Genomic DNA, 18,649 nt, shown 5'->3' with positions numbered 1-18,649 from the left:
GTGAGAAAGTCGGCAGCTCAGCTGCGAGCCGCGACGATCATAGTCGCCAAATGATATGGAAAGCTGAATAGGCAACGTTCCTCAAATCATCGCCAGGCAGGCTCGTTCGTCTGTTCGTAGTCGCTGAAGGCCTTTTTCAGGCCGCCGAGCACTTCGGCTGCGATTTCGGATATCGCTTGCAGTCTGGGTTACTTTCTCGATGTCTTCGCGCAGGTCGCCTCACTGACCATCGGTATTTTCCTATGAATGGGTTTTGTCGACCGGCTTCGTGCTGGCGGGTTTGCGGGCCGAACTCTTCCTGTTACACTCGATTCCCGATATCGAATATCGAATATCTATTTTTGATGGCGAGGAATGGAATATCAGGATCTTCTTTCCGGTTTTATCCGGCTCCACGTGCTCCATCACGCCGCCGAGGGCGATCTGCACGGCCTGTGGATGATCGAGGAACTGGCCCGGCATGGGTACAAAGTCAGCGCCGGGACGCTCTACCCCATGCTGCACTCTCTGGAGAAGAAAGGTTATCTGGCCTCACGTATCGAACGCGTGGGCCGCACGCGCCGGCGGATCTACAACGCTACACCCTACGGCCTTGTCGCTCTCGAAAAGGCCAAGGAAAAAGCCAAGGAGCTATTTCGTGAAATCCTCCCAGACAGCTCTGCCTGAGTTTGCAGTCGAGCGCCCGCGTGGCAATCCCGGTGAAGTCTTTCGCGTCTTCTTGAAGCTCGGGCTGACCTCCTTCGGCGGACCGATCGCGCATCTCGGCTATTTCCGGGACGAGTTGGTGGTCCGGCGCAGATGGATCGACGAGGCCGGCTATGCCGATCTCGTGGCGCTTTGCCAATTTCTGCCGGGACCGGCGTCAAGCCAGCTCGGCTTTTCGCTCGGTATCCTGCGCGGCAACGGCTTGCTTGGCGGGCTCGCAGCCTGGTTCGCTTTCACCATGCCATCGGCCGCCATGCTCCTTGTTTTTGCGCTCGGTGCCGCGGCTTTCACCGGACCCGTAGCAGAAGGCTTCCTGCACGGCCTGAAGCTGGTAGCCGTTGCCGTTGTCTCGCAGGCGATCTGGGGTATGGCGAAGGCTCTTACGCCTGACCGTGAGCGTGCCGGCATTGCGCTGGCCGCCGTTGCGATCACGGTGTTCATCGGGGGAACGTTCGGCCAGACCGGCGCGATCGCACTTGGTTCTGTTGCCGGGCTCTGGCTTTGCCGCGCGGACGTCCCTGTGCAGGCCGGACGACTCAGCTTCCCAGTCTCGCGCCGGGGCGGCGCGATCGCGCTCATCTTCTTCGCGGTCTTGTTCTTGGTTCCGCCGCTTGTTGCCGGCTTCACCGGCCATGAGGCTGTCGCGCTGTTCGACGCCTTCTATCGCTCGGGCTCTCTGGTGTTCGGTGGGGGACATGTCGTGCTGCCGTTGCTTCAGGCGGAAGTGGTGACGCCTGGTTGGGTGACGAACGAGGCCTTTCTCGCCGGCTATGGCTTGGCGCAGGCAGTGCCCGGACCGCTTTTTACCTTCGCCGCCTATCTCGGCGCGGTCATGGGGCCTGCGCCCAACGGGCTCGCCGGGGCGGTCATCGCCCTTGTCGCCGTCTTTTTGCCGGGCCTGCTGCTGGTCTACGGCATGCTGCCGTTCTGGGACGCGCTTCGGCTGCGACCCGCGGCACAGGCCGCCATGTGCGGCGCGAACGCCGCCGTCGTCGGGATCCTTGGTGCTGCGCTCTACAGCCCGGTCTGGACAAACGCTGTACTCTCGCCCGTGGATTTTGCACTCGCACTCGCAGGGTTCCTCTTGCTTGTCGTCTGGAAGATGCCACCCTGGATCGTCGTCTTGCTGCTGGCAGCAAGCGGTGCGCTCCTCCATCCCATTTGAGGGCCTTTGGGCAAAAGCAAATCATCTGCCAATTATCGGGGTGAAGTAACGAGAGCTACAACGGAGGAAAATTCCATGTCAGGCATCAGCGTGCGTTACATCGTTGACGACGTCGACGCAGCAGTCGATTTTTACCAACAGCATCTCGGCTTCTCTGTCGCGTTTCGTCCCGCGCCAGGCTTCGCCATTCTCACCAAAGATGGGTTTCGCCTTCTCCTAAGCGCAATGACCGGACCAGGCGGAGCACCACAGGCGATGCCGGATGGGCGCAAGCCAGAGCCCGGCGGCTGGAATCGTATTCAGATCGAAGTTGCGGATATAGAGGCACAGGTCGCAGCACTGCGCCAAGCCGGCGCACGGTTCCGCAACGAAATCGTGCAAGGAATGGGCGGCAGGCAGATCCTTCTCGAGGACCCTGCGGGAAATCCGATCGAACTGTTCGAAGCGCCGAAGAAATGAGCTTTGCGAACATGCGCAGCCGATGGAGCTCTCAAACGCTAGGGACATCGAAAGCGCTTGTGCGCTGATCCGGGATGGCGCAGGTCGCGCCGCCCAAAAGGCGCGAGGGGGTGAGAAAACGCTTCTCGCGCCCGTTGGCGAGCGAAAACATGCCGCCGCGGCCGGGGACGACATCGATGATCAGTTGCGTATGCCTCCAGACCTCGAACTGGCGGGCACTGATATAGACAGGCACGCTCCCGATCTCGCCCAGTTTCACATCCGTCTCCCCGACGCGGAATTTATTTGACGGGTAACACAATCGGCGACGACCCATCGCAGCAGCCGCCGGACGGGTGAAACAGGATATCGGGATGGTCGCGGCGGATCTCGCTGATGAGAACAAGCGCCGCATCCGTTGCAAGCACGCGCGGTTCTCCGGTAACGGTCGTTTCCATCCTGGTTCCTTCATGCCGAAAAGCCTCCTCCCCGAAAAGGGAGAAGGCAGCAATTTATGATCAACCCGTTCCTCAGAAGAAGCCGAGCGCCTTCGGGCTGTAGCTCACGAGCATGTTCTTGGTCTGCTGGTAATGGTCAAGCATCATCTTATGCGTTTCGCGGCCGATACCAGACTGCTTGTAGCCGCCGAATGCTGCATGCGCCGGATAGGCGTGGTAGCAATTCGTCCAGACGCGGCCCGCCTGGATCTCGCGACCGAAGCGGTAGGCGCGGCTTCCGTCACGCGTCCAAACGCCTGCTCCCAGGCCGTAAAGCGTGTCGTTGGCGATCTCCAGCGCTTCATTCTCATTCTTGAAGGTCGTGACCGATACCACCGGGCCGAAGATCTCTTCCTGGAAGATGCGCATCCTGTTATGCCCCCTGAAGATCGTCGGTTTGACGTAATAGCCGTTGGCAAGTTCGCCGCCGAGATCGTTGCGCGTGCCCCCCGCCAGGACTTCGGCTCCTTCCTGCTTGCCGATGTCGAGATAGGCGAGGATCTTCCCTAACTGTTCGTTCGATGCCTGCGCGCCGATCATTGTCGCGCTGTCGAGCGGGTTGCCCTGCTTGATGGCTTCGACGCGCTTGACGGCCCTTTCCATGAAGCGGTCATAGATCGATTCCTCAACCAGGGCGCGGCTGGGGCAGGTGCAGACTTCGCCCTGGTTCAGCGCAAACATCGCAAAGCCTTCCAGCGCCTTGTCAAGGAAATCGTCGTCTTCGGCCATGACGTCGGCGAAGAAGATATTTGGCGACTTGCCGCCGAGTTCGAGGGTCATGGGAATGAGGTTCTGGCTGGCATATTGCATGATCAGTCGGCCGGTCGAGGTCTCGCCCGTGAAGGCGATCTTGGCGATGCGCGGGCTGGCCGCAAGCGGCTTGCCGGCTTCCAGGCCGAAACCATTGACGATATTGAGGACACCTGGCGGTAGCAGATCGCCGACGAGTTCGGCCCACACGAGAATCGAAGCCGGTGTCTGTTCGGCCGGCTTGAGAACCACGCAATTGCCGGCCGCAAGGGCCGGAGCAAGCTTCCAGGCTGCCATCAGGATGGGGAAGTTCCAAGGAATGATCTGGCCGACGACGCCAAGCGGCTCGTGGAAGTGATAGGCGACGGTGTCGTGGTCGATTTCGCCGATAGAGCCTTCCTGTGCACGTATGCAGGCAGCAAAATAACGGAAGTGGTCGATGGCAAGCGGAATGTCGGCCGCCATTGTCTCGCGGATCGGTTTGCCGTTGTCCCACGTCTCGGCCTGGGCGAGCAAATCCAGCTTGTCCTCCATGCGCTGGGCGATCTTCATCAGGATATTCGAGCGTTCGGCAGCCGAAGTCTTCGCCCATTTGTCCTTCGCGGCATGGGCCGCATCGAGCGCCGCGTTGACGTCCTTTTCGTCGGAGCGTGCAATTTCGCAAAGCTTGCCGCCTGTGACCGGCGTGATGTTGTCGAAGTATTTGCCTTCGATCGGCTCGCGCCACTCGCCCCCGATGAAGTTGCCGTATTTCAACTTGAACGGCGATTCGACGATCTTCTGATGCAGCATGTCATCCTCCCTAGATGAGCCAGGTTCAGGAGTGAACCAGTGGAGGAATTCTGAGCATCTTTTGCCGTACGAACCAGACTGGCGGGGTATTGTTGCAGTGCACAGTGTCGCAGCGTTGCGACATGATAATCGCACTTCGGAAAGAACAAGAGACGTTCAGTGGAGATTGAGCTTCTTCATCTTGCGATGAAGGGTTGCCCGGCTCATGCCAAGATCCATCGCAGCCCGCGAGACGTTGCCGTTGGTTCGGGTGAGGGCGCGCAAAAGCGCCGCACGCTCAGCTTCCAGAAGAGCCTTGCCGTTTGCGGCGCAGCTTTCATGAAGCGCATCGGCCGCGGGAATGCCCGCCGCAATCTGCCGGTCGTCGAGCTTCAGTGCCAGCCGCGCCGCGCGGGTAGCTCCGAGCACGAGGTCGTGCTTGTCCACGGCAAGCAAGGCGGCCGCCGAATTCGCGCCTGAGGGGACCATCAGGAAACGTGCGCCGGTAAAGGCGCTCCGGAAGATATTGAGCTCGATGCGAAGGGCTGCGTCGCGCACGGTCTGCGACAGGATCGACAACGTCATCTCGTTGACATCGTCGCGGCAGGTGGAAATGTCGAGTGCGGCTGCGAGCTGGCCGCGATGATCGCGGATCGGCGCGGTCGTACAGCTGAGCCGGATATTGGAACAGAAGAAATGCTGGTCACGGAAGATCGCAACGGCGCGTTCGTCGGCCAGCGCAGTGCCGATGCCGTTCGTTCCAATGCTTGCCTCCGTCCAAATCGATCCGGTCCAGAGGCCGAGATCGTGAAACTCCTTGTCGTCGCCGGCGTTGCCCCGCCGTTCCAGCGCAATGCCGTTGCGGTCCGTGAGCAGCAAGCAGCAGCCGGCCTTACCGACCGTCGTAAAAAGCCGGTCGAGCTCGTCTGCAGCATCCTTGATCAGTTGTTCCGATTGCTCGCGTGCCTGCCGAAACTCGTGATCGGTGAGCCGCAAAGGTATGCGCACATCTTCCGGCGCCAGCTGATGCATGGTCATGCAACGCCGCCATGAAGCCACAATTGGTGAACTTGCCGCCGCTGATTTCTGCTGCGCGCATGTATAGACATGACCCGCATGTGCGGAGTGTTCGTGCATCGGCTCCTCCCACGGAACACGCAAGAGCAATCTGTCGGAAGTCACGGGTTTCTGCAATGCTTCTGGAATATGAAGATTGTCGCATGGCTCGCCGAACTGTCGCAGTCGTGCGACAGTTGGTGTTCTGGGGTGCATCCGACGCAGCGTCAAATGGGGCGATGACGCTACATCTGCCGGATGTTCCGGAGCGCCGAACGTTGCCAAGCTCGGTTGGTTGGTTGATGGCGATCACGGCGAAAGCGGCAAAATCATGAGCGTGCCGAATCGGGACGTGACAAATTTGGCCGCGATTCCATAAACCCGTGAAGGGTTTCCGGTGTAACGACAGTCTCGAATGTGTCCAATCCCGCAAGTCGCACCGCGCGCAACAGCAAAATGGTGTCGCTGTGCAGCGCGGCCGGGGATGAAATCGTGGATTGCGATCAGCACCGTCGCCTGCGTCTTTGCGACATGGTCTTCAGCCCCACAGGATTGCCGCCGAAGGGAAGCTCTTCGGCGATCGCATTGAGTGGTGTGGTTTTGCCGGCGCGTTCGCAACGACAAGTCCGACGATTTGGCCGACGGCAAACGATGCCGGTATTCCGCCAGCGTGTCCTGCGATGCTGGACGCTGACATCTTTAAAATGAGATGGTGCCGAGTGGCGCCCTGGGTGCGAATGGAACCTCGGATTTGGCCCCAAATTCGTTGAAATCGATGGGATGCCATCATCGTTTGTTATCTATTTCCTTCTAATATGTTCAAAGGACGGAAGATGGGGGAACAGATGATCGGCCGGTTCGCACTTGCAGCAGTACTTTTTTTCGCAGGCTCGATTGATCTCGCGACGGCGAATGAAAAGCTCCGAGTCGCGACGGAGGGCGCATACCCACCATTTAATTTTCAGGATGCATCCGGTCAGCTTGCTGGTTTCGACGTCGATATCGCCAAAGCGCTTTGCCAGCAAATGGCCGTTGATTGCACGTTTGTCGCCGTCCCCTGGACCGAGATCGTTCAAGGCTTGTCGGATGATAAATACGACATGATCGTCGCAAGCATGGCGTTTACCGAAGAGCGCGCTCAAAAAATGGAGTTCTCCGCTCCATACTACCGTTCTCATTCGGTGCTGGTCGGCGACGCTGAAAAGTTCCAGGATAGTGCGCCGGCAGCCCTCTCCGGCGTCCGGATTGCGGCAGCACAGGACACGATCCAGGCGGAGTATTTGCAAAAGGCCTATGGTGCAAGCAAGGCCTTGCTGGCCAAGGATCAACCCGGTGCCCAACGCCTTCTTCTGGACAACCAGGCCGATCTCTTGATCGGCGATGCCATTGAACTTTTGAGCTTCCTGCAGACCACGGAAGGTGCGCGCTTTGGATATGTGGGAGATCCAATCTCCAGCGAGTTTCTTCAAAGTTCGGCGCACATCACCGCGAAGAAGGGAAACTCGGGCCTGATCCAGAAGGTGAATGCCGCACTGAGGCAGATTAAACTCAACGGTGTCTACGACCGCATCAACGACGCTTATTTCCCGTTCAGCATTTATTGAGCCGATGGAATGGAAGAAAATAGCGCCCCGAAACGGCGTCAGCTCTCACTCAGCGCTGTTGCAAGATTTCTTCTGCTCGGCGTCGTGGCATATACGCTGATTGCAGCGGCTTTTTCGTTCGTCTTTCTGAAAAGGATCGAGACACAAGCGAACTTTACGCGCGATGTACAGATCCCCCTGATCCTGACGCAAACGCGCAATGCGGTAAAAATCGAGCGTCTCTCTTCTCTTGTTCGGTCGATTTTTTTGGCGAAAGACCGCAGACTGGAGCGCCAGATCCAGTTGCAAATCCAGGCTCTCGCGCAAGGCTTTTCGTTCGATCACAACGGTTTTCTGGTTGAGAGATCTCAAAAAGTCGCCGACGAAGCCAAAACGATCGCCAAGCTTCGCCAGCAGGCCCGCGACAAAGAAAGCTCGACGCAACCGTCGCCCTCCGCCAATTCTATCGACGCACGGGTCGTTGATGAACTCGACCGGCTGGCGACGCAGGCCTATGAGAGGGCCATACGTGATCTCGATGCGATGGGGGCTCAGTTGAGCGGCGATGCTGCCGTCGTGGCGGACAATATCGCCAGCGAAATCCAAAACAGTGCGGGTTACATGCAGGTTGGGTGGCTCCTCATCCTGGTTGTTCCTGGCCTTTTCGCCGTCACAATACTCATTGCTGCCAAGCATCATCTTGCTGCACCCATCGGCGCTGCGATTAAGAACTTGGAACGCATTGGCAAGAATGAACCGGTCCTGACGCTGGAACGCCTTCCACTCATTTCGGAACTCGCGATGATTGATGCGGCGATCGTTGCCTACGGCCAAGTATCCGACGATTTGCACCGCACCAATTCGATCCTGCAAGGATTGGCGGAAAAAGATCCTTTGACGGGCTTGGCGAACCGACGGACCTTTGAAAGCTATCTGGCGGCAGTCTTAACCCGTCCGGCAATAAGCTCGCCCGGCGTTGCGATCATGATGATCGATATCGACCACTTCAAATCCGTCAACGACACTTTCGGTCACCTTGCAGGCGACAGGTCTCTTGTGGCTGTCGCGAATGTGCTGACATCGGTGCCATGGCAAGCAAACCATCTTGCAGCGCGATACGGCGGGGAAGAGTTCGTGGTCGTCCTGGAGGAGTGTTCGCTCGAGCAAGCGATTGAGCGCGCGGAATGGCTGAGGCGTTCTGTGCAGGAGCTCAACATTGAGACAGGAACAGGGCCATTTCTGAGACTAACCGCCAGCGTGGGCATCGCTGTCGCGAACAGTGTTTCCGATCAGCCGCCAGACATAATCGCAAGAGCAGACCGTGCCCTCTACACCGCAAAGAAAAACGGACGCAACAATGTTCAGGTCGCATCGCTCGATATTGGAATTTCAAAGGCGGGCTGAGCATCCGTCAGCTGCAGTTTCACCAATGCCGGCAACATAAGGGCTTCGCACGGCTTTCTACTGCCAACTCGTCCTTCATGCGTGCCGCCAGCAACACGCGCGGCATCAGTTGCGCGGATGCGGGGGTCTCACCAATTCGATGACGATAATGTTCGCTTCATGCGCAGCCTTGATAAATGCTGCCCGCACGTCTTCGGGAGGTATTCGGTCGTATAATCCGTCAAGGCATGCCATGACTGCCTCAGAAAAATCCTCTCCGTCATCGGTCGGCCAGTGCTGCAGTAGCGTATCGGCTGCAAGACCCACAGAGTTAACGACCCGATACTCGCCGATGCGATGCATCGCCAAACCGACCGGCCGAAACGCCAAACCGTTTCCTTTCATAACACTTTGCCTCCGTTAAACCGTCGTACCAGCACGCGTTGCAAAACCCGTGCCCGATGCCGGCGATGGCCCGGATGGCGCAATCAAGACCACAGCGTCAAACAAACAGGCTTGTTGCGCGTTTACCCAATTGCCCATGCCTATATTCGTGGCTGGTAGAGCGCTGGTCACAGGCAACACGGGGCCCGGGTTAATTCAATGGTTGGCCCACGCACTGATCGAAGCGGAGAGGACAAGGGAGACAAGGCTCGCCCAAGACCAAACATTTTACAATATTTGCGTAATGTGATGGCCAGGCTTCATCCGGGTATCGGCTGGGCAATTTACCTCGCTCTGGTGGTGCTGATCTTTTTAATGGGATCACTGCCCATGTGGTGGCTGCTATGACACCGAGGACAGAACGCATCATTCTCGCCTTGCTTTGCCTCATCGGCATCGTGGCACTGGTCTATGAATTTGGCTAAAGTTGCCGCTTTCTTCTGCAAGCCGGCCGGGGGTTGAATCCGCATAATGCGTTAAGGCTCACGGGTCAGTATCGCTCTCACTGTGAAGACGCCACGACATCGGCTCCAACGGGTGTCGGCTCTTCTGCTCCACAATCTCGAACGCCACCGGGCTGCCGTCGTCCGACATATCGAGCCGCGCAGGATAGACCCGCGAGCGTGAAGCGGCAGGGAGCGTAACACGGTTCAGGGTTCCCGCCGCCTGCCGCATACCGAAGGCTACTTGCCCGCCTCTTTGGCCGCCATCTCGATGACGTCCGCGACCTTTTCCGGCCCGTCCTGCAAATCCAATAGACGCTTCGTTGCCGCTACGTCATCAGCAAGCGAGGTGGAAGGCTCCTGGATGACGTGGAAGCCGCGCCTTTCGAGGATTTCGGTCGTCTTTAGCCAAGTGCAACCATCGGCAAGCGCACCGACGATGGTCTTGAGCTCAGTGGCCCGTTCCCGCTAGTCACCTGAAGGTCGTGTCATAAGCTGTTGTCGACCTTGAAAAGCCTGTGGCCCCTGCCATCGAGCGGATCGACCAATGGGTCGCATCGCTTGGCGTTGACCGCAGCGTGCGCTCGATCACAGCAGCAATCTGATCGTCGTCAATCGTCCGGGGCCGACCAGGGCGAACTTCGTCGAGCAGACCATCGAGCCGATCTTGAAAGCGTCGTCTCCATTTGCCAACCGTGTGTTCATGCACGCCCAGCTCGCCCGCAACCACCTTGCTCGGAATTCCGTCGGCACAGCGAAGAATGATCCGGCACCGTTCCGACATGGAGCGAGCAACGCGATGCCTCCGTACCTGTCGTTCTAAATATTCCCGTTCCGCCTTGCTCAAAACTAATGGTGCCGTCGGTCGGCCAGTCGCATTTGCCATTGCTCAACCTCTCATGAAGAGGTCAAGCGTACAATGTAATGAACTTCAGTTCCAGATGACTAGCCATTGTGCTGCAGAAGGTGATCTATCGGGGTATCACCATCGGCTCCGGCTTCGGCGAACGTTAATTCCTGCCGATATTGCGGCGAAATCTGTCAGATAGCCAGCGCGACTTCACCCGAATTGGCCGTCAGGAGCGTTCTGAAGCGCATCTGCTTGCTCGACGGCCGCCGAATGAATGCAGCTAAGCAAGCCTCACGGTGGAGGCGAGTATCCGACAATCACTCGGGGCATCGAACGGGTCTGATGCACACACACACACACACACACACGTGTCAGGTCAGCCGCAGATCCACGCCTGGATGCAACTTCTTGAGGTTGGGCAATGATTTGATCTGCCACGGGACTTGGGAAGAACCGCGTACGGTCAAATGAATGTCCGGGTGATTGCGAGCCTCGATCGTCAATTTGGCAAGCAGGTTTATACCGGAGGAGTTCAAGAATTGAAGTCCGGTCACGTCGAAAGTGGCCTTACCGGCCCCCTCTTCGAGCGCTTTCATGGCCAAAGCATGAATGGGTGCGTAAGCATCCGGGCCTGCCAGCCGCATGGTTCCGTCAAAATAAACGGTACCGCCCTCGGACCAGACGCGGAACGCTTCTTCTCTGATTTCCATAGCACTTTTCTCGCGGTTCATGACGGTGAAATTGGCATTGCGGCATATGTTTCAAGTTTTGCACGGTTGCGGGGGCGGTCCTCCTCGAAGAGCCAAGCCAGGTCTGCCTTGTAGTCGCTCATCAAAGTCAGCAATCCCAATCCGGAACCGCTACCGGCCGTTTTAGCGCTCGCCTCGATCTGCTGGATGAGAAGATCGCTCGGATCGCCTTGCGTTATGCTCGACAGCAACCGCTGGAACCTGGCTGCCGTCTGCCTGTCGACAAAATTCGATATCCTCATCTTAAAGTTGTCGTCTTCCGCCATGGCTTCGATCGCGATCTCGCCTGGAGCACGAAACTTGATGGCGTTTTCGATCAATTCGTTCGTCAGGTAGCCGATGTCTTGTCGGACCTGATTATAGCGCCGCTTCGACGGTCGAAATCGGAGCGCCATCATCTCGGCGATGAAATCCGACGTCATGCCGGAGTGTTTCCAGGCAAGGTAAAGAGGGCCATCGAGTAGCCGCAGCTGAACGGCGTGCGTCGCGTCAAACGAAGCGAGATGCTCCTGCCCATATAGGACCGTTGTCATGCCATCACCTATGCCGCACTACGACGAGCGTAATGTCATCATGTATCTTTTGCGTTCCGATATAGGCCATGAGGCTTTCGAGAATGCCGTTCATCACCTGCTCAGCTGTGCGACCGTGCAGGCGGCGGGTGTTTTCGCAAAGCCGCTCGATGCCGAATAGTTCGCCTTCGGGATTTTCTGCCTCGGTGACGCCATCGGTATGAAGGACAATCAAATCGCCCTTGTGAAAGGGTATTTCGCGGGTAACGATGAAAGACGATATATCAGATTCAAGTCCCACTGGCAGGCCGAGGTCGCTGGTGTCGATCCGTTCGACCGCGCCGGTATGACGAATGACAATCAGATCCTCATGCTGGCCCGAAATCGTCAAACGCTCGCCATCATAGTCCAGAAATGACAGCGTGACGTGCTTGTCGATTTTCGTCCGCTCGATGTTCTTGTAGATCGTGCGGTTCAGATAACTGAGGAACCTTGAGGGGTTCGTTTCGCCGGCTTCCTGTAGCGCGCGGGCGACGGACTGCACCATAAGCATCAAAACACCGCTTTCGAGGCCGTGGCCCGTCACGTCGCCAATGCCTATCTTCAGGTGAGCTCCGTTTTGCAGGATATCGTAGTAGTCCCCGCCGACCTCGTCGGCGGGGCGCATATAGGCGGCAATCTCCAACTGCTCGATTGCCGCAAGCTCTTTCGCGCGGGGCAGCACCATAAGCTGAATCTGCCGAGCCACATCCAGTTCGGCACCGAGGCGCAGGTTTTCGCTCGTCAATTGGCCGTTCAGGATCGAGATTTCTTCTTTGGCCACCTCAATTTCCTTCGTGCGCTCAGCAACCAGGTTCTCGAGATTTTCGGTATGGAAGCTGATCTCCTCGGCCATGCGGTTGAACGCGAGACCAGCCTCGCCAACTTCGTCCTTGGTGGGTATATCGACCCTGACAGAATAATCCTTTGTCTGTATGCGCTTGGCGGCACCCGCCAGTGCGCTGATCCCGCTTGTAATTCGCTTTGACGCCACAAAGACCGCCCCCGTGACGACGAGCATCGACATGAGAACCGCGAGGATCTGATAAATCAGAATGCGGTTGGTTGCCCGCGATATTTGATCTCTGGCGGCAGTGAGGGAGGCATAGATTTCACGCTCGGGCACAACGATGCCGAGCGACATGACCTCGCGCTGAACCGGTCCGTTTATCCAAAGATTGGTTGCGTTTAGCTGTTTTGTAACGACAAGATAAGGAACATTTTCGCCGCTCTCGTTCAGCGAGATGTGCCTTATGACGCCATCGGCATCAAGCGGCAGTGAGGCGACCTCCTTTTGGGAACTGTTGCGTAAAGAGCGGTCAAGGCCGGTCACGCCCTTGTTCGTGGCGTCGCTCGCCGAGCGAAGACCGATGATCTTTTCCCCGGCAGGGTTGATTGCAACGACGTTGCCGTCCGACATGGTTAGAAAGCCAAAGCCGCTTTCGGCGACCTTCACGCGCTCGACAATTTCGGCGAGCTGGTCAAGGGTGATGTCTGCTCCGGCAGCTCCCGCCACGCTACGCCGATCGGCAGTCCAAAGCGGATGGAAGAAGCTGACGATCAGTTTTCCCGTGATTGCGTCCGTATAGGGAGCAGTCTGGGTGATATTGTCAGGTACCGGCCGCAAGGAAGGGTCGCTTGCCCACTTCTGCCAGGATTCATAAAGACCGGGAAAGAAGAAATCCCAAAAGTCTGCGCTGTTGTGACCGGGATAAAGCCGATCGAAAGTCTGCGCTTGATCTGTATAAGGTGCCGTCCTGAAGATCGGGCGCTCTTTCGGCCCGATATAGTACATCTGCAGCTTCGATGCGCCGTTTTTCAAGAGGTCGGGGGCGACAAGATCAAGGACCGCACTCGTCTCGATATCGGTCTGCACCTGCGGCAGCGGATGGCGATCCTTGTCCAGGAGGTAGCCCCATACGCTGACGACCGACGGCGCCCCTGGAAGGTTCTGCGCCCATTGACCCTTGGGGTCGAACGTCACGGTCACCGCATCTGGAGCCGCCCTTGCCATGGCGGCTCCAATCTCCCCGTTTCTCGTTGGTTGATCGATCTGACCCTGAAGCACGCCTGTCAACGCCTTGACGTCGGAATGGACCTGATGGAGAAGCAAGCCAACCTGCGCGGCCGTGGAATCGGTATAGGAGCGGATATAGTCTTGGCTTGCCCGTTCAAGGCCGTGTCCCACTTCCGCCGTCGCATCCCGAGAAAGTCGCTGGACATTCCAAAGGGCGAGACCGCCGCTGACAAGCAGGTCAAAAAGGACCGCCCCACCGACAACGATCATGAATTTCGCGCGAAATGAGCGCGGTCCGAGGCTTGGCTTCCTGATCGGCGCGGTCATCATAGCGGTTTTCGCCCGGACGCTGCCCAAATGGGCCAGCCGGCGTAGCCCTTTGGATGAAGCGCCGCAAAGATATGGTCGGCGAATCCTTGTCTGAAACGTTCGACGAACTCCGCTGAATCGCCCCTGCGGACAGACATTTCGCCTGCGTAGACATCTCGCCATGCCGCGATGACGTCTGCGAACTCCTGGGGATCGCCGTCGAGGTTGGTGACCATGAAGCTTTCCATTTTCACCGCCTCGAAGCCCGCGTCCAGCAACAGACGCAAGCTCTTTGGCCCCATTTCGACGTCCATGTCGAAATGACTGAAGAGCTTGGCGACCTCGTTATAGGTCCATTGGATGCTGTCGGCCCGCGGTTCCCCGAGGCAATGGGAGTTTTTCTCGTTGGTGATGTAAACCCGGCCGCCAGGTTTGCAGATCCGATAGAGCTCCCTGAGCAGCAGTTCGGGGCGATCGAAGATTTGCAACGAGTGCCGGCAGGTCACGAAATCGAACTGGTCGCTTTCGAACAACATCTGCGATGCATCGCCGTAGGTGTATTCAATATCGCGGACACCGAAGCTTTCGGCAACATCACGGGCATAGTCGAGGCTTGGCGAGGAATGATCTAGCGCAACGATCCTTGCAGGACCGAACTCCTTTCTGACAAGCATCGCGAAATCGCCAATGCCGCAACAGATGTCGGCAATCACCATGCCGTTGCGAAGCCCATGACGCGGCAATATCTCTCTCTCATGCCGCCACGTCATCTTGGTCTGCGTTCTGAGGATTGGAATGAAGCTTTGGTTTTCAACGAATGTCTGGCCGGGATAAAAAGCCGAGTCGTAGACCTCGATAGCAATGTTCGGCGAAAGATCGCTCAAATGCCGGAACATCCGTGCCGCCCAGGCGACAACGCTTGATGCGACGACCACAAATTTGATTTCGGGCCTTGAACGCGAAGCATCGATCAAAACCCGCGTCAAGGCACGAAATGCCGTGCTGTTCATATGCGTAACGCGCTTTAGATTGACGTATAAAACACCGCTGACGGTCTCGATTCCATTTCGCAGCAGCAAGAGATCGTCGGCAATTTCAGCCGTGGAATGAGGGCGAAGCACGCCAGCGAGGGAGAATTCCTGATCGTTGATGTTGAATTGCGCTGTAAAGACAGGCGAAGGACTTTGTGCAGTCAATTCAGTAGCCTTTCGAGCGGCAGGTCGACAATGAATGCAAGTGCGCCGATATCCAAATCGCGGATCTGGATTTCCGCGTCATAATTCACAACCAATCCGAGCAGGATCGCCTGGCCATCGGAGGCGGCATCGTTGGTGATCACGTTGAAATAATTTATAAGGGCCCGGCCGGTTTGTAATCCCAGGACAATCTTCTTGTAGGATTGTCGCTGTTCTGGCGGGCAAGGAAAGATCAGCTCGATGCGCTCGGTCTGCTGGCAGCGATAAAAATTGCATACAAAGTCACCATCATCCGCCTCTGAGCGAAACGACATCTCCAGAAGCTCGTTAAGGGCTGAGGAAAGCAGGTTGGAATGGCGCACAGGATCGCGACGGTCATGGCTGACCATTCGAGCGACGTAGTTGGACAACTGATCGCAATGCAGCCAGTCGGCGGTAAAGCTCGCCATGTCCATCTTCAGACTGAGCAACTGGTCAAATGCGGGGCCCATTGCCGCTTCTTGATTCTTCAACCCACACCTCTCGGCGAATTGCTGCTTCACTTTTCAGGATTTGGCCCGATCATTACCGGGTCCCGTGTCAGCGTGCTTGCGAATAAATTCATCAACCATGTCGGCCCCCAGAGGAGGGCTCAGGAAATAGCCTTGCAACCGGTCACATCCCTCCGCCTGCAGCCAGGCGGCCTGTTCGGCCGTCTCAACGCCTTCGGCAGTCACGCGCATGCCAAGCCCATGGGCCATTGCGATGACGAAGCGGACGATGGTCTGGCTCTTCTGATCATCAGGCAGGTCGTTGATAAAGTACTTGTCTATCTTGATGTTATCGAAGGGAAAGTTCTTCAGATAACTCAAAGAGGAATACTCGGTCCCGAAGTCATCGAGGGAAATCTGGATGCCAAGCACGTTGAGCGTGTTCAGGGTATCAAGATTGTTGATCGTGCGCTCCAGCAGCACGGTTTCGGTGATCTCGAGCTCCAAGCGCTCCGAGGGCAGTCCGACGACGTCGAGGGTTTGCGACACTCGGTCGGTCAGGCCCGAGGTTAAAAATTCGGCGGGAGATAGGTTTACCGCAACAGTATAGTGGGCGGGCCAGGACAGGGCCTGCCGGCACGCTTCTTCCAGCACCCATTGACCGATTTCGCTCATAAGGCCGTCTGATTCCGCCATCGGGATAAAGGCAATCGGGGAAATCACTCCGAGGATTGGGTGGCGCCAGCGCAGCAGTGCTTCGAAGCCGGCGATCGCCAACGACCGATCGACCAGCGGCTGATATTCGATAAAGAATTCACGGTGTTGCAGCGCAACCCGAAGGCTCCGTCTCAATACCTCTCGCTGTTCCAGAACCTGCAGCATGCTCGGATTAAAGGTCCGCGCGCGCCGGCGTCCGTCCTTCTTGGCGGCATAAAGGGCAACATCGGCAGCCTTCATCAACTGCTCGCTCTCATTGCCGTCGCGAGGTGCAATCGCAACGCCGATACTAGCACCGACAAACACGGTAATTCCGTCCACCGTGAAGGGCTTGCGAAATTCGGCGATCAGCGACTCTGCTAATCTTTCGGCTTCATCCGGCTGCTCCCGGGCGATCTGTATGACGGCGAATTCGTCGCCTGCAAGGCGGTAGGCGGTCTCGTCTTTACCCAGCGTCTTTCGAATCCTCTCGGCCGCAAGCTTTAGGACGATATCCCCGGCTCCATGGCCCAGCGTATCATTGACGGGCTTGAAATCGTCCAGATCGATCTGCATCAGTGCAAGGCCCGCCTTTGCACGGACTGGGAGAACCTTTCCCAGTTTGTCGCTGAATTGGCGGCGATTGGGCAGCCCGGTCAAAACGTCATGGGTTGCCTGGTGAAGGAGTAACGCCCGGTCCAGCTCTTGCGCTTTTGCAGTCTCATCGATGTCAGCGCCGCCAAATTCGACGATCGCAAGGCCGGCCCTGGCCTGGAACAACAGCAGATTGCGCCGCTCGGATTCACCGGCGCCGAGACGAATGGTCCTCGGCTTGCCGGTATTGACGACGAGCTGAACGAGGGCAGCGAGGTCGGGATTTGCCAGGTCGGGATACACATCCCCCAAAGTTACGGGGGCCTCGTCAGCAAGGTCCAGGCGCTCCTTGAGCTTTTCAGACCAGTCGATAAGCCCGAGATCGTGACCCCAGAGCGAAAACAGCCCCTCGGCGTGGCTGCCGAATTCGGACTTCTGCGGAGCCGGCTGCGGCCAATTCGCACGATTTTCCGGCATGGGGTCACCCTCCTCAACCCGCCTCGGTTTACGTGGTCCGTTATCGATACATCCTGCCGAACCCAAATCTGTTCCGTATCAGAACTAGAGCGAGCCTCGTTGTAGTCAACGCAGAGCTCTACCAGAACGCGCTATCTTGCGGCCGTGTGACCACCGGGTTCTCGATCGTATATGACAGAAAGCTTATCTAAAGAATAACAAATCAACTTTGGACCGTAGCGGCGCGTTGAGCGGCGAAAATGCTGAGATCTTCGCGGTCAGGTGTTGAGGATCAATCTCACCGGGCGGCACGGAACGGGCGCGTCGCAACATGAGAAGACGCAAGGGGCGATTATGGAGCTTGCTGCGTCATTGCGGCCGGTTGACTGTCGCGAGGGCGCTCGATTTTAACGTTTGATTAACCATATCCGCCGTTTATTCCTCGTTAACGGCCGGTCGGTCGTTGATTCGAACATCCATTGCGCGAAGTGCCGATGGATATCTGGAAAGACGATTTTGCGGCGGCACCCAAAATGCGCTTGCTGGGGTTGATATCGGTGGTCGCGGCGGCCTTGTTGGCCGGCTGTGCGTCGACGAACGGCAGCGTCAGGCAGCCCTCGGAGCCCGAGACGGTGGCCAGCGAAAAGGCGCTCATTCTTCCGCCCCCCGGTGGCCCGGCCATCGTGAGTGTCGTCGAAACCAGGCGCGGCAACGGCGTGGAGCAGATGCTTTCACTCTATACGTCCTCTTCCGTGCCGGGGCAGAATTTCCTGAAAGTGCAATTCTATGGGGCAAGTGGGTCCAATCCGGGAGCGGGAGGCGCCTCCTACAAGATGATCAGCGAGAGGGGGATTTTTCGCGAAGCATTCGCGGCTGCGCCGGGCGTTGCGATGGCGAGGAACAACACCTTCCTGCAAAACAGCTATGGGTCGTTCGCCTATGCCTCGGGGCGCAGCCGCGCAGGCGATACCTGCCTTTATGGCTGGCAGCAGATCCGATCGAGCCAGGCGGCACATACGCAAGCGCGCAATTTCGGGATGATCCAGGTGCGGCTTCGCCTTTGCGACGCGCGCGCCAGCGAGCGTCAGCTCTTAAGCGTTATGTATGGCTATACGGTCACCGGCACGCTGAACGGCGAGATATGGAATCCTTACGGCGAGGTAAAAGGCGCCGATGAGGTTCTCGGCCGCGTCGGCAGCCCTGTTTACCCGGATGACGGTGGCCACCGCACTAGCGCCATTGAAATCGGCTACGAACCGGCCCCGGCCCTCCGCCGTCAGCCACGTCAAGTGAAGGCGCCGGTGACAGCGCCCATGCCGGCGCCGATCGGGGTGCGTGTACCGCTGCCGGACCCAGCTTTCGAAACGCCAGCGGCCAATACCCAGCCGATGCCGGCGCCGGGCTCGGTTCAACAAGCGGCGAGGGCAGGTGGCATCACCGTGCCTTCCCCCGACTGCATAGGCGATGCGGCCATGACGGCCGCGTGCCGAAGATAGGAAACGCATAGCCGGCGCCGCAATGCCCGG

At 57.8% G+C, this 18,649-nt stretch carries 17 protein-coding genes and 3 pseudogenes; 7 read left to right on the top strand and 13 right to left on the bottom strand.

Annotated elements, in window-relative coordinates:
* Window positions 1–354: 354 nt before the first annotated feature.
* The 3 genes from ISN39_RS27395 (at window position 355) to ISN39_RS27385 (ending at window position 2,329) form a co-directional block, all read left to right on the top strand.
* Complete coding sequence (locus ISN39_RS27395; RefSeq protein WP_074071812.1) at window positions 355–666, top strand: PadR family transcriptional regulator; 312 nt, start codon at window positions 355–357, stop codon at window positions 664–666.
* Window positions 659–1,870 (top strand): chromate efflux transporter, encoded by a 1,212-nt coding sequence (gene chrA, locus ISN39_RS27390; RefSeq protein ID WP_194731944.1) that lies wholly within the window; start codon window positions 659–661, stop codon window positions 1,868–1,870. The genes ISN39_RS27395 and chrA overlap by 8 nt, the downstream gene beginning before the upstream one ends.
* 75 nt (window positions 1,871–1,945) lie before the next feature.
* Complete coding sequence (locus ISN39_RS27385) at window positions 1,946–2,329, top strand: VOC family protein (protein ID WP_194731943.1); 384 nt, start codon at window positions 1,946–1,948, stop codon at window positions 2,327–2,329.
* A 31-nt stretch (window positions 2,330–2,360) separates the two neighbouring features.
* Here the strand turns inward: ISN39_RS27385 and ISN39_RS27380 are convergent.
* The 3 genes and pseudogenes from ISN39_RS27380 to ISN39_RS27370 form a co-directional block, all read right to left on the bottom strand.
* Window positions 2,361–2,766, bottom strand: a pseudogene (locus tag ISN39_RS27380) (DUF779 domain-containing protein).
* Between the two features lie 72 nt (window positions 2,767–2,838).
* Window positions 2,839–4,347 (bottom strand): aldehyde dehydrogenase, encoded by a 1,509-nt coding sequence (gene adh / locus ISN39_RS27375; protein ID WP_194731215.1) that lies wholly within the window; start codon window positions 4,345–4,347, stop codon window positions 2,839–2,841.
* Between the two features lie 156 nt (window positions 4,348–4,503).
* Window positions 4,504–5,463, bottom strand: a complete 960-nt coding sequence (locus ISN39_RS27370) for a helix-turn-helix domain-containing protein (RefSeq protein ID WP_194731214.1) — start codon at window positions 5,461–5,463, stop codon at window positions 4,504–4,506.
* Between the two features lie 752 nt (window positions 5,464–6,215).
* Here ISN39_RS27370 and ISN39_RS27365 point away from each other — a divergent pair.
* A complete protein-coding gene (locus ISN39_RS27365; RefSeq protein ID WP_246763448.1) occupies window positions 6,216–6,986 on the top strand; it encodes a transporter substrate-binding domain-containing protein in 771 nt (256 codons plus the stop codon).
* A gap of 9 nt (window positions 6,987–6,995) precedes the next feature.
* Window positions 6,996–8,369, top strand: a complete 1,374-nt coding sequence (locus ISN39_RS27360) for a GGDEF domain-containing protein (protein ID WP_194731212.1) — start codon at window positions 6,996–6,998, stop codon at window positions 8,367–8,369.
* 105 nt (window positions 8,370–8,474) lie between these two features.
* Here ISN39_RS27360 and ISN39_RS27355 read toward each other — a convergent pair whose 3' ends face one another.
* From ISN39_RS27355 to ISN39_RS27335, 6 genes and pseudogenes are all read right to left on the bottom strand, one after another.
* On the bottom strand, window positions 8,475–8,753 hold the full coding sequence (locus ISN39_RS27355; RefSeq protein WP_194731211.1) for a DUF982 domain-containing protein: 279 nt from the start codon (window positions 8,751–8,753) through the stop codon (window positions 8,475–8,477).
* Window positions 8,754–9,526: 773 nt separating this feature from the next.
* Window positions 9,527–9,697: pseudogene (locus ISN39_RS36845) on the bottom strand (alpha/beta hydrolase); the annotation flags it as partial.
* 46 nt (window positions 9,698–9,743) lie between these two features.
* A pseudogene (locus ISN39_RS27350) lies at window positions 9,744–10,121 on the bottom strand (helix-turn-helix domain-containing protein); the annotation flags it as partial.
* Between the two features lie 335 nt (window positions 10,122–10,456).
* Entirely contained in the window at window positions 10,457–10,795 is a 339-nt protein-coding gene (locus ISN39_RS27345; protein WP_022717797.1) for a hypothetical protein, read from the bottom strand.
* 17 nt (window positions 10,796–10,812) lie between these two features.
* A complete protein-coding gene (locus ISN39_RS27340) occupies window positions 10,813–11,367 on the bottom strand; it encodes an ATP-binding protein (RefSeq protein WP_194731210.1) in 555 nt (184 codons plus the stop codon).
* A gap of 4 nt (window positions 11,368–11,371) precedes the next feature.
* Window positions 11,372–13,399 carry a SpoIIE family protein phosphatase gene (locus ISN39_RS27335; protein WP_246763447.1) on the bottom strand — a complete coding sequence of 676 codons (2,028 nt, stop codon included), beginning with the start codon at window positions 13,397–13,399 and terminating at the stop codon, window positions 11,372–11,374.
* An 87-nt stretch (window positions 13,400–13,486) separates the two neighbouring features.
* Between ISN39_RS27335 and ISN39_RS36840 the strand changes: the two genes are divergently transcribed.
* Window positions 13,487–13,690 carry a hypothetical protein gene (locus ISN39_RS36840; RefSeq protein WP_246763446.1) on the top strand — a complete coding sequence of 68 codons (204 nt, stop codon included), beginning with the start codon at window positions 13,487–13,489 and terminating at the stop codon, window positions 13,688–13,690.
* Window positions 13,691–13,728: 38 nt separating this feature from the next.
* On the opposite strand, the gene ISN39_RS27330 is transcribed toward ISN39_RS36840, so the two are convergent.
* The 4 genes from ISN39_RS27330 to ISN39_RS36835 all read right to left on the bottom strand — a co-directional run bounded on the left by ISN39_RS27330 (window position 13,729) and on the right by ISN39_RS36835 (window position 17,778).
* Window positions 13,729–14,907: a class I SAM-dependent methyltransferase gene (locus ISN39_RS27330; protein ID WP_194731208.1), complete on the bottom strand. Its 1,179-nt coding sequence runs from the start codon at window positions 14,905–14,907 to the stop codon at window positions 13,729–13,731.
* On the bottom strand, window positions 14,904–15,398 hold the full coding sequence (locus ISN39_RS27325) for a ubiquinone biosynthesis methyltransferase UbiE (RefSeq protein ID WP_194731942.1): 495 nt from the start codon (window positions 15,396–15,398) through the stop codon (window positions 14,904–14,906). The genes ISN39_RS27330 and ISN39_RS27325 overlap by 4 nt, the downstream gene beginning before the upstream one ends.
* A 54-nt stretch (window positions 15,399–15,452) precedes the next feature.
* On the bottom strand, window positions 15,453–17,144 hold the full coding sequence (locus ISN39_RS27320) for an EAL domain-containing protein (protein ID WP_194731941.1): 1,692 nt from the start codon (window positions 17,142–17,144) through the stop codon (window positions 15,453–15,455).
* A gap of 424 nt (window positions 17,145–17,568) precedes the next feature.
* Window positions 17,569–17,778, bottom strand: coding sequence for a hypothetical protein (locus tag ISN39_RS36835; protein WP_246763522.1), 210 nt, complete (start codon window positions 17,776–17,778; stop codon window positions 17,569–17,571).
* Here ISN39_RS36835 and bcsN point away from each other — a divergent pair.
* Window positions 17,696–18,619 carry a cellulose biosynthesis protein BcsN gene (bcsN, locus tag ISN39_RS27315; protein ID WP_246763506.1) on the top strand — a complete coding sequence of 308 codons (924 nt, stop codon included), beginning with the start codon at window positions 17,696–17,698 and terminating at the stop codon, window positions 18,617–18,619. The genes ISN39_RS36835 and bcsN overlap by 83 nt on opposite strands.
* Window positions 18,620–18,649: the final 30 nt, after the last annotated feature.

The organism is Rhizobium sp. 007, assembly GCF_015353075.1.
GTDB lineage: Bacteria > Pseudomonadota > Alphaproteobacteria > Rhizobiales > Rhizobiaceae > Rhizobium.
Note: the sequence above shows the minus strand (reverse complement) of the source record. Positions and strands in the feature narration are given on the sequence as shown.

Bases quoted from the DNA above. Each gene is read 5' to 3' on its own strand.
- ISN39_RS27320 (WP_194731941.1), bottom strand. From the start codon at position 17,144: ATGCCGGAAAATCGTGCGAATTGGCCGCAGCCGGCTCCGCAGAAGTCC.
- ISN39_RS27345 (WP_022717797.1), bottom strand. From the start codon at position 10,795: ATGGAAATCAGAGAAGAAGCGTTCCGCGTCTGGTCCGAGGGCGGTACC.
- ISN39_RS27360 (WP_194731212.1), top strand. From the start codon at position 6,996: ATGGAAGAAAATAGCGCCCCGAAACGGCGTCAGCTCTCACTCAGCGCT.
- ISN39_RS27335 (WP_246763447.1), bottom strand. From the start codon at position 13,399: ATGGCAAGGGCGGCTCCAGATGCGGTGACCGTGACGTTCGACCCCAAG.
- ISN39_RS36835 (WP_246763522.1), bottom strand. From the start codon at position 17,778: ATGAGCGCCTTTTCGCTGGCCACCGTCTCGGGCTCCGAGGGCTGCCTG.
- ISN39_RS27370 (WP_194731214.1), bottom strand. From the start codon at position 5,463: ATGCACGAACACTCCGCACATGCGGGTCATGTCTATACATGCGCGCAG.
- ISN39_RS36840 (WP_246763446.1), top strand. From the start codon at position 13,487: ATGGAGAAGCAAGCCAACCTGCGCGGCCGTGGAATCGGTATAGGAGCG.
- adh (WP_194731215.1), bottom strand. From the start codon at position 4,347: ATGCTGCATCAGAAGATCGTCGAATCGCCGTTCAAGTTGAAATACGGC.
- ISN39_RS27385 (WP_194731943.1), top strand. From the start codon at position 1,946: ATGTCAGGCATCAGCGTGCGTTACATCGTTGACGACGTCGACGCAGCA.
- ISN39_RS27340 (WP_194731210.1), bottom strand. From the start codon at position 11,367: ATGACAACGGTCCTATATGGGCAGGAGCATCTCGCTTCGTTTGACGCG.
- ISN39_RS27325 (WP_194731942.1), bottom strand. From the start codon at position 15,398: ATGGGCCCCGCATTTGACCAGTTGCTCAGTCTGAAGATGGACATGGCG.
- ISN39_RS27395 (WP_074071812.1), top strand. From the start codon at position 355: ATGGAATATCAGGATCTTCTTTCCGGTTTTATCCGGCTCCACGTGCTC.
- ISN39_RS27355 (WP_194731211.1), bottom strand. From the start codon at position 8,753: ATGAAAGGAAACGGTTTGGCGTTTCGGCCGGTCGGTTTGGCGATGCAT.
- ISN39_RS27365 (WP_246763448.1), top strand. From the start codon at position 6,216: ATGGGGGAACAGATGATCGGCCGGTTCGCACTTGCAGCAGTACTTTTT.